At 71.7% G+C, this 8,900-nt stretch carries 7 protein-coding genes and 1 pseudogene; 2 read left to right on the forward strand and 6 right to left on the reverse strand.

Annotated elements, in window-relative coordinates:
- Both ACIGXM_RS35680 and ACIGXM_RS35685 read right to left on the reverse strand, forming a co-directional pair.
- Nucleotides 1-240: hypothetical protein (locus ACIGXM_RS35680; protein WP_396568276.1), on the reverse strand; the 240-nt coding region annotated here is incomplete at its 3' end.
- A gap of 254 nt (nucleotides 241-494) precedes the next feature.
- Complete coding sequence (locus ACIGXM_RS35685; protein ID WP_396568277.1) at nucleotides 495-743, reverse strand: hypothetical protein; 249 nt, start codon at nucleotides 741-743, stop codon at nucleotides 495-497.
- 344 nt (nucleotides 744-1,087) lie between these two features.
- Between ACIGXM_RS35685 and ACIGXM_RS35690 the strand changes: the two genes are divergently transcribed.
- Nucleotides 1,088-2,242, forward strand: coding sequence for a beta-propeller fold lactonase family protein (locus ACIGXM_RS35690; protein ID WP_396568278.1), 1,155 nt, complete (start codon nucleotides 1,088-1,090; stop codon nucleotides 2,240-2,242).
- A 244-nt stretch (nucleotides 2,243-2,486) separates the two neighbouring features.
- Here ACIGXM_RS35690 and ACIGXM_RS35695 read toward each other — a convergent pair whose 3' ends face one another.
- From ACIGXM_RS35695 to ACIGXM_RS35710, 4 genes and pseudogenes are all read right to left on the reverse strand, one after another.
- A complete protein-coding gene (locus ACIGXM_RS35695; RefSeq protein ID WP_396568279.1) occupies nucleotides 2,487-3,605 on the reverse strand; it encodes a PP2C family protein-serine/threonine phosphatase in 1,119 nt (372 codons plus the stop codon).
- Between the two features lie 373 nt (nucleotides 3,606-3,978).
- Nucleotides 3,979-6,777 (reverse strand): SpoIIE family protein phosphatase, encoded by a 2,799-nt coding sequence (locus ACIGXM_RS35700; protein ID WP_396568280.1) that lies wholly within the window; start codon nucleotides 6,775-6,777, stop codon nucleotides 3,979-3,981.
- A 126-nt stretch (nucleotides 6,778-6,903) separates the two neighbouring features.
- Nucleotides 6,904-7,104 (reverse strand): annotated as a pseudogene (locus tag ACIGXM_RS35705) (transcriptional regulator); the annotation flags it as partial.
- Nucleotides 7,105-7,189: 85 nt separating this feature from the next.
- Nucleotides 7,190-7,702, reverse strand: a complete 513-nt coding sequence (locus ACIGXM_RS35710) for a MarR family winged helix-turn-helix transcriptional regulator (RefSeq protein ID WP_396568281.1) — start codon at nucleotides 7,700-7,702, stop codon at nucleotides 7,190-7,192.
- Between the two features lie 115 nt (nucleotides 7,703-7,817).
- Between ACIGXM_RS35710 and ACIGXM_RS35715 the strand changes: the two genes are divergently transcribed.
- The gene (locus tag ACIGXM_RS35715; protein ID WP_396568282.1) at nucleotides 7,818-8,624 is read left to right on the forward strand and encodes an oxidoreductase; all 807 of its coding nucleotides are present in this window, start codon (nucleotides 7,818-7,820) and stop codon (nucleotides 8,622-8,624) included.
- Nucleotides 8,625-8,900 lie beyond the last annotated feature (276 nt).

Genomic DNA, 8,900 nt, shown 5'->3' on the forward strand with positions numbered 1-8,900 from the left:
CAGGGAACCACAGGCACACAAGGCGCCCAAGGCATCCAAGGTGCCACAGGCCCCCAAGGAAACGACGGCACCCAAGGCAGCCAGGGCTTCCAAGGAAACGACGGCGCGCAAGGTGCCACCGGTGCCCAAGGCTTTCAGGGCGTCACCGGTGCCCAGGGCGTCCAGGGCGTCCAGGGCGTCCAGGGGGCCACGGGTGCCCAAGGCGTCCAGGGTGGGTTTCAGGGGTCGCAGGGCGTTCAAGGTCCGACTGTCACCAATCCCTGAGAAGGGTCGCCTCTTCCGAAGGGGCGGTCGACGGTTCCGTGGCGTGGCCAGCACGTTCTGGTGATCGAGTGCGAGAAGGGCACGAGGGCGCCTCTTCCAGGATCTGGTGCAACCCGTGCGGCCGGGGTAGCGGTCGGCGGCGGTCCGGGTGGTCTCCGCGTCTCCGGTTGGTGGGCCTGGGTTTCCGGAGCCGCCAACCGGAATACGTGGCCCCTCTCCATGGTGGACGGCTAACGGTCACCCCCCTCTCGACGGGGTGGGGTGATGCCGTCGAGAGCGGTGTTGGCGACGAGGTAGGCGCAGAGGTGGCCGATTCCGAGGCAGTGCTCGCCTGACTTGATGTGGCACTTCGTCAGGTCGGCGGCGTCCACGGCCTGGTCGCGGGCGAAGGTGACTCGGTCGGTGGGAACGGGCGACCACGGACTGAGCGACCGGTTGGTCGGGAGCACGAACATCGAGATCCGGTTGGTCACTGGCATGGCCTTCGACTTCAAGAACACCACAGCCCTGGTCGCGCTCGCCATGCCCAGCCTTGGTGGCCACCGCCCCACCTACCAGGCCGTCACCCCAGAGATTCCCACCCCCGGATGCAACCGCTGCGGAGTTTCTGGCGGAAGGTGCCCCGTCCTTCGACACGGCCTGGCTGCGCGCTCGTTCCGGGCTCACGCCTATTGCCGTGGTAGTTCTGGCATTGACCATCGGAATTTCCGTGACATCGCATGTATCGAAGGAGGTTCTTGTGATGAGTGTTGCTCCGGACTGGGAAGTTCCGGACGGCTGGTGGCCGTGGCGGCCTGGGCATGCGGTCGCGTGGAGGGCGCGGGTGCGTTCCCGGCTGGCCGTGGTGTTGGCTGTCTTGGCCGGTTTGGTTGTTCCCCTTGCCTGTGGTGCCACGCCCGCCGCCGCAGCGGGCGGGACCTTCGCCTACGTTGCCAATCGCAGTTCGAACAGCGTTTCGGTGATCGATACGTCATCGAACACTGTCGCCGCCACCGTTCCCGTCGGCAGCGTTCCCGAGGGCGTGGCAGTGAGCCCGTCCGGCGCCTACGCCTACGTCACCAACAACGGCTCGAACACGGTATCGGTGATCAACACCGCCACGAACACCGTCACCGCCACCATCCCCGTCGGAAGCTTTCCCTTCGGGATGGCGGTGAGTCCATCCAGTGCCTTCGTCTACGTCGCCAACACTGGTTCGAACACGGTGTCCGTGATCAACACCGCCACGAACACCGTCACCGCCACCATCCCCGTCGGAAGCCTCCCCGTCTATGCGGCGATGAGTCCATCCGGCGCCTTCGTCTACGTCACCAACGAGATTTCGAATACCGTTTCGGTGATCAGCACGGCCACGAACACCGTCACCGCCACGGTTACCGTCGGCAGCAGCCCCCAGGGCGTGGCGGTGAGCCCGTCCGGTGCCGTCGTCTATGTCGCCAACAATGGTTCAAGCAGCGTGTCGGTGATCAACACGTCGTCGAACACCGTCACCGCGACGACTACCGTCGGTAGCTTCCCCTACGGTGTGGGGGTGAGCCTGTCCGGTGCCTCCGTCTATGTCGCCAACTACGGCTCGAACAGCGTGTCGGTGATCAACGCGTCGTCGAACACCGTCACCGCGACGATTGCCGTCGGCACCAACCCTCAGGGCTTGGCGGTGAGCCCGTCCGGTGCCTCCGTCTATACCGCCAATCAGGGCTCGAACAACGTATCGGTGATCGACACGGCGACGAACACCGTGGCCACGACCGTCTCGGTCGGGACCGGGCCGATTGCCGTGGCGGTCGGGGCACTGCCGGCAACCGCGACGGCTTCCTGCCCCACTGGCAGCACGCTCACCGGCGGCGGCGCGCAATTCACCGGACCACCCCCGAGCAACGTCAGCAGCCAGGCCGTCAACAACACCTGGCAGGTCTCCTACACCAACCCCTCCACCCAACCCATCAGCGCCGTCCCCTACGCCGTCTGCTCGAGCTGACATCCCCCTGAATTCGCCGTGTCCAGGTCGAGTCCGGACACGGCGAATGCGACTTCGAGGGTCTGACGACCCCACCTACGGAGGCGCCGCGGCCCCGGTGAGACCGAAGCTTGCCGGGGCCCTCTGCTGCCTCACCGGGGACGGCGACCAGGTCGCTGCCGGCGCCGACGAGGCGGCGACGCCGTCGCGGGTGGGTCGGCCGGTTCCGCGCCCGGAACGCGCGGGTCGGAGCCTCGTCCCCGGCTCAGCGGCCCGGGCGCCGCCGGGCGACGAGGGCCGCGATGTCGTCGTCGAGCTCGCCACCGCTGTAGGCGATCAGGTCGCGGTGGAGGTGGTCGAGGAGCTGGTGCGGCGCCTCCTCGCTCCACGAGCGGACGCGGTCGGCGAGGGGGTAGAACGCGCCGGAGCGGTCGCGGGTCTCCGTGACCCCGTCGGTGTACAGGAGGAGCTGGTCCCCGGGGTGGAAGGGGGCGAGGTCGACGTGGTACCCGTCACTCACCAGCATGCCCAGGTTGAGCGGCGGCGAGGGAGCGGCGGAATCCAGCTTCCGGACCCCGCCGCGGTGCAGCAGCAGCGGGGGCGGGTGGCCGCAGGTGACGGTCCGGACGACCGGTTCGTCGTCAGGGATCTCGGCGAGGAGCGCGGTGATGAAACGTTCGGCGATCTCCGAACCCGGGACCCCCGGGTACTGGGAGGCGTGGCGGCTGATGCTCGTCTCCAGCCGGCGCGCGAGGTGGGGCAGGTCGGGCGCGTCGTGGGCGGCCTCTCGGAAGGCGCTGAGCAGCGCCGCGGCCGTCTGTACCGCGAGCAGGCCCTTGCCGCGTACGTCGCCGATGAGCAGCCGTACGCCGTGCGGGGTGCGTATCGCCTCGTACAGGTCGCCGCCGATCCGGGCCTCCGCCGCGGCGGCCAGGTAGAGGCTCTCGAGCGTGACGTGCCCGAGGTGGCGCGGTAGCGGGTGCAGCACCGCCAGCTGGGCGGCCTCGGCCACCGAGCGGACCTGGACCAGCTGATGGGCGCGCCGGCTCAGCAGGCGGTTGAGGAAGACGGCAAATGCCGCGACCGCCACGAGGGAGGTCAGCTCCGAGTAGGCGGTCGTGTCCCGCAGCGCGTGGAAGTCCACCATCAGGCCGACGTAGATGGCGCACGCGCCCACTGCGGTGAGCACGGTCCCCCGCAGGGACAGCAGTGCGGCGGCGGCAACCATGGCCGTGGCGAAGACGGCATCGGGCCTGATGTCGCGGGGCGTGAAGAGGCCGATGAGCAGGCCCACGAAGAGCAGCAGGGCAGGCAACGCGAGCAGCAACTTGGCCCTCGCACCAGCGCTGTACGGGACTCCGCGTTCCTCAGGAGACCTCGCCACCGTGCCGCTCCCCTGGATCACACACGTCGAGCGGCAGCCCGGGCCCGGAAGCCAGGCCGCCGATTTGGGCCATTTTATCGCCGTTCGCCCGTAGCCAACGGTCAGCCCGGTGAGCGGTGGTGACGCGCGGCCGTCACCGGGTCGCGGTCCGGGCAGTGCCGCGTCCCGGTCGATCCGGTCCAGGTCCCGCACGAGCTGGTCGCCGCGGCGGCACCTCCGGTCCGCACTACCTCGCCAAGATCGTCAACGGCGGTCAGGTCTACGCCACGTCGGAGACGGACCAGCACGACGTCGGGCTCGACGCCAACGGCGTGTACATCGTGCTCGGCATGGGCGGCGAGATAGCGCCCCCTGTGAACGCCCGCCCGGGTGACTACTGCAGCATCGCCTCGAACCCGTACTCGGGCGCGGTCAGCGGTTGCTCGGACCAGATGACCTTGCCTCGGGCCGTGTACCTGGTCCCCCACCGCTCGGCCAGCTGGGCCACCAGGAACAGGCCCCGTCCGCCCTCGTCCGTGCTGGCGGCGTAACGCAGGTGCGGGGCGGTGCTGCTGCCGTCGGAGACCTCGAAGACCAGGCTGCGGTCGCGCAGCATGCGCACCCGGATCGGCTCGGCACCGTAGCGGACGGCGTTGGTGATCAGCTCGCTGAGGATCAGCTCGGCAGTGAAGCTCAGCTCCTCCAACCCCCAGGCCACCAGCTGGTCGGCGCATTCGTTCCGGATGCGCGGGACGGCGGCGAAGTCGTACGGCACGTCCCAGCTGGCCACCTGGTCGGGGTCGAGCAGCTGCGTGCGCGCGACGAGGAGCGCGACGTCGTCACTCGGACGCGACGGCGCCAGCGCGCCGAACACGGCCCGGCAGGTGTCGTCCGGGGACGCGTCGGCGTGGGTGCCCGCCAGGGAACGGCGCAGCGCGGCGAGTCCGTTCTCCAGGTCGCGGTCGCGGCTCGTGATGAGCCCGTCCGTGTAGAGCACCAGTGCGGTGCCGGGCGTCAGCCGCAGCTCGGTGGTTTCGAAGGGCAGGCCGCCCACCCCGAGCGGCGGCCCGGCGGGCAGGTCGACGAACTCCACGCTGCCGTCGGTGTGCACCAACGCGGGCGGTGGATGGCCCGCCCGTGTCATCGTGCAGCGGCCGGAGACCGGATCGTAGATCGCGTACAGGCAGGTGGCGCCCGTGACGGCCGCTCGCTCGCCCTCGCCCTCGCCCTGGCGCTTGCCCCCGCCCTCGGCGTCACCCTCTCCCGCAGCCGCCTCGCCCTGGTCGAGCCGGGCGACCAGTTCGTCGAGGCGGGCGATGAGTTCGTCCGGGGGGAGGTCGAGGGCCGAGAAGTTGAGCACGGCCGTGCGCAGTCGGCCCATCGTGGCGGCGGCGTGCAGGCCGTGGCCGACGACGTCGCCGACCACCAGTGCCACCCGGAAGCCGGGCAGCGGGATGACGTCGAACCAGTCCCCGCCGACCCCTCGCCGCGCCGGCAGGTAGCGGTAGGCCACCTCCAGGGCGCTCTGCTCGGGCAGCCCCCGGGGCAGCAGGCTGCGCTGCAGCGTCTCGGCCATCCGGTGCTCGCGGGTGTAGCGGCGGGCGTTGTCGACGGTGATCGCCGCGCGGGCGACCAGTTCCTCGGCGAAGGAGACGTCCTCCTCCCCGAACGGCTCGGACTCCCCCGCGCGCCAGAAGTTGACCATGCCCAGGGTCAGACCGCGCGCCCGCAGCGGTGCGGAGATCAGCGAGTGGATCCCGTACCCGGTGATGCGGTCGGCGGTCTCCGGGTCGCGCGCCCGCCAGGCGTGGGCCTGGCGCAGGTCGGCGACGAGCGCGGCGTTCCCGGTCTCCAGGGCGGCCCCCTCCGGTGTGCCGGGCAGCGGGCTGATCTGCGAGCCCACCGGGTAGAACGGCCGGTCGTCGCTGATGCCGCTGGCAGCCGTGCGGCGGATCCGCGGGCCCAGCGCGGTGACCGGGTCCGCGAGCGGCTCGTCGCCGTGCAGCACCGGGTCGGCCAGCTCGACCGTGGCGAAGTCCGCGAAGCGCGGAACCGCCACGTCGGCCAGCTCCTGGGCGGTCCGCACCACGTCCAGGGTGGTGCCGACCCGCAGCCCCGCCTCGTAGAGCAGCTGCAGCCGGGCCCGGGCCGCCTCGGCCTGCCCGGCCAGCGCCCGCAGCTCGGTGGTGTCCCGGATGGTCGCGACGCTGCCGGGCCCACCACCGAACGGCGCGGTCGGGCGGTTGTTGACGGCGAGCAGCCGGTCTTCGGCCAGGTGCACCTCGTCGGTGGCGGCCCGCCCGGACGCCAGCAGCTCGGCCAGAGCGGGATCGAGCCCGAGCCCGGCGACCGGCCGCCCCTCCACCTCGGGCGGCAGCTCGAGCAACCGCCGGGCCTCGTCGTTCGCCAGCAGTACCCGCCCGTCCCCGCCGACGATCAGCACGCCCTCGCGGACCGCGTGCAGCACCGCGTGATGGTGCTCGTACATCCGGGTCATCTCGGCCGGACCCAGGCCTCGCGTCTGGCGGCGCAGCCGCCGCCGCACCAGCACCGCCCCGCCCGTGCCCACGGCGAGCGCGGCCGCCGCGCCGCCGAGCAGGACCGGCAGCTGCCGGCCCACCGCGCTGCCCGTGTGCGCGACCGTGTAGCCGACCTCGACCAGCCCGGCGACCGAACCGTCCGGCCTGGTGACCGGCACGTCGGTTTCCACGACCCGTCCGATCGGCGCGAGCAGGCTGGTGGTGGTCGGCCCCTTGAGGGCTTCCTGGTACGGCCCGATGACGTGCTTCCCGATCAGCGCGGGATTGTCGGAGGTGTAGCGGATCCCCTCGGGGCTGGCGATCACGACGTAGTCGAAACCGCCCTTCTTCATGATGTCCGTGGCCATCGGCTGCAGCACCGCGGTCGGATCGGGGCTGTCCAGGGCGTTCACCACCGTGGGGACCTGCGCCAGGGTGATGGCCGCGGCACGCGTGCGGTGCTCGGCGTCACTCGTGGCGTAGCTGCGGGCCTGCAGGAGGAGCGCCGCCAGCGCGGCGCCGACCAGCAGCACCACCGCGGCCAGCAGCCACAGGAACACCTGCCCGGCGACACTGCGCACCCCCAGCCGTGAGCGCAGCCGACCCCGGGGGGACCGGTGTTCCCCCGGTCCCCCCTGTGCCTTGCCCCCACGGGCATGACTCACTGCGTGCATCCGGGCCGTCCCCGTGCATCCGGGTGTTCCTCTTCCACGCTGCCACCCCGTCCGCGGACGCGCATGCCCGAAGCCGCCGAGGGGCCGAACGGACCGCCCGGCGGGTCGGCGGCGCGGAGTTCCTCCTCACCGCGCGGGGTCGGTGTCCGGTCGTGCGGTGCGTGCGGTGTTGGCGCGGCGGGCGGCGAGGTCCGCGAACGCGGTTGCCAGTCGGGGTGGGCCGATGACCTCAATGTCGGTGTCGAAGCGGCCGATGGTGGCGGCGAGTCCGGTCCACGACCAGGAGCCGAGGGTGAGCCGGCAGCGGTCGGTGCCGACCGGTCGGACGGCGGTGAGCTGCAGCAGGTCGATGCGTTGGCGCGGGCGAGGTGGCATGACCTGGCGAACGGTCCGGGCCGCCCCCCTCACGGTCTCACGACGTCTTCCGGTCGAGGGAGGTCGGGGTGCCGCAGTGCTCGTCACCGTCGGTCAGGTCGTCGCGCACCAGGACGAGGAGCTGTGTCAGCTGCGAGCGCTGAGCGCCGGTCAGCGAGCGGAAGAGGTCGTCCTCCACCTCCTGCTGCGCGTCGGCAGCGGCCCGCAGCCGCTGCTGCCCCGCCTCGGTCAGGACGACCAGGTGGCGGCGCCGATCGCGAGGGTCCCGGGTGCGCGTCACCAGTCCCTCGGCCTCCAGGGGGTTGAGCTGCGTGACGAGCACGCTGGCCGCGGTGTCCGTCTCGACGGCCAGGTCGGTCTGCGCCAACGGGCCGCGATCGTGGAGCAGTCCGAGGATGTGGAACTGCCGCGGCGTGAGGCCGTGGCCGGTGTGCGCGTCCCTCAGGCGGCGCATGGCCTCGTGCCCCAGCAGGGCGAGCATGAGGCCGGGGCTGTTGCGGTGCTCGTCGAGCAGCGCCGGGCCGGAGGTGGTGGAGGTAGCCGAGGTCACCCGTTCACTTTATCCCATGGGATCGTGTAGCTTGCTCAATGAATTGCGAGTATGAATGATTCAGGGACAGCAAGCACTCCCGCCTCCACACCCCACCCTTCACCAGAGGAGCGCCATGTCACCCACCCCTCCGCACCCGCTCCCCGATCCGAGTGCGGATCTGGGCCTGCGCGGGGCACGCGCCGTCGTCACCGGGGGGACCCGCGGCATCGGCGCCGCCACGGTGCGCCGTCTGGCCGCGGCCGGGGCGCACGTGGTGGCCGTCGCCCGCAACCGAGCCGAGGTGCCCACCGGGGTGCACCTGGTGACCGCCGATCTGGACACCCCCGGCGGGGTCGAGCGGGCGGCGGCCACCGCGCTCGACCTCCTGGGCGGCATCGACGTGCTCGTCGACAACACCGGGCGCAACACCCAGGTACCCGACGGCGTCCTCGCCGCGACCGACGAGGACTGGCTGGCCAACCTCGAGGCCAACCTGCTGTCCGCCGTCCGCCTCGACCGCCTCCTCGTCCCGCACATGACCGCACAGGGCCACGGAGCGGTCGTCCACGTGTCGTCGAACGCCGCCCGCTACCCCCAGCCCAACGGCGCCCCGTACGCCGCCGCCAAGGCCGCCCTCAACGCCTACAGCAAGAGCCTCGCGCTCGCCTGCGGCCCGCACGGCGTGCGCGTCACCGCGGTCATGCCCGGCGTCATCGGGACCGACGCCGTCGAAGCCAGCCTGCGGCGGGCGGCGGAACGCACCGGCCGCGACCTGGACGCCGTCCGTGAGGAGTTCCACCAGCGCCTCGCCGCCCCGCTCGGCCGTCCCGGACGGCCCGAAGAAGCCGCGGAGCTGATCGCCTTCCTGGCCTCCCCGCGCGCCTCCTACCTCACCGGCATCACCGTCTCGGTCGACGGCGGCCTCCTCCCCACGCTCTGACCATCCGTCGAGGACCTCCTCGGACACCGGCGGGCCCCGCGCCGTGCCCCGACGCTCGTGCGGGCGAACGGCCCGGCGCCCTCTCGCGGGAGGCCGGCCGCGATCGGGCGCCGTCGGGGGCCGCACAGGTGTCGGCTACTCGGTGGGCGGATCCTCGAAGGACGGGGGGAGTTCCGGTGTCGGGCCCTGACCCCGGATGTTGGACACCAGAGACACTTGGATCTTGATGGTCCAGGTGGACAGGAGTCCCGCTCAGATGGTGATGAAGCACTACCC

This window comes from Kitasatospora sp. NPDC052896, assembly GCF_044547075.1.
In the GTDB taxonomy this organism is placed as follows: domain Bacteria; phylum Actinomycetota; class Actinomycetes; order Streptomycetales; family Streptomycetaceae; genus Kitasatospora.

Coding starts and splice junctions, on each gene's coding strand:
- ACIGXM_RS35685 (WP_396568277.1), bottom strand. CDS start 743: ATGCCAGTGACCAACCGGATCTCGATGTTCGTGCTCCCGACCAACCGG.
- ACIGXM_RS35700 (WP_396568280.1), bottom strand. CDS start 6,777: ATGCACGCAGTGAGTCATGCCCGTGGGGGCAAGGCACAGGGGGGACCG.
- ACIGXM_RS35715 (WP_396568282.1), top strand. CDS start 7,818: ATGTCACCCACCCCTCCGCACCCGCTCCCCGATCCGAGTGCGGATCTG.